The sequence below is a fragment of the Tsukamurella sputi genome, assembly GCF_007858445.1.
In the GTDB taxonomy this organism is placed as follows: Bacteria; Actinomycetota; Actinomycetes; order Mycobacteriales; family Mycobacteriaceae; genus Tsukamurella; species Tsukamurella sputi.
In genome coordinates this window covers 1-516 of record NZ_VIGV01000225.1, presented here as the reverse complement: position 1 = coordinate 516, position 516 = coordinate 1, and the positions used below count along the sequence as shown (strand labels likewise).

The following is a 516-nucleotide window of genomic DNA, read 5'->3' as shown; positions in this document are numbered from 1 at the left end:
CACGGACATGGATGCCGAGTCCGTCACCGTGCGCGACGCCGAGGGGACCATCGAGCGCATCCCCTCGGTGTGCAAGGTGTGGGCAGCGGGAGTCCAGGGATCCCCGTTGGGACGGGTGTTGGCGGAACGCACGGGAGCACAGTTGGACCGGGCGGGGCGGGTGCAGGTGGGACCCGATCTCACCGTTCCCGATCACCCCGAGACCTTCGTCATCCGGGACCTCATGTCCGTCGAGGGCGTCCCGGGCGTCGCCCAGGGGGCGATCCAGTCTGCGCGTTTCGTGGCCGCCCTCGTCGATGCCCGCCTCAGGGGAGCCGAGCCCGCGGCGTCTCACTTCACCTACACCGACAGGGGGTCCATGGCGACGATCGCCCGGTTCAAGGCGGTCGTGAGTGTGGGGCGGGTGAAGATGACGGGCTTCCCGGCCTGGCTGGCCTGGTGCTTCCTCCACCTGCTCTACATCGTCGGTTTCAAGCAACAGGTGATCACCCTGGTCCACTGGTTCATCAGCTTCCT

At 67.6% G+C, this 516-nt stretch carries 1 pseudogene; it reads left to right on the top strand.

The features are described from left to right. Positions 1-516: pseudogene (locus FK268_RS24590) on the top strand (NAD(P)/FAD-dependent oxidoreductase); the annotation flags it as partial.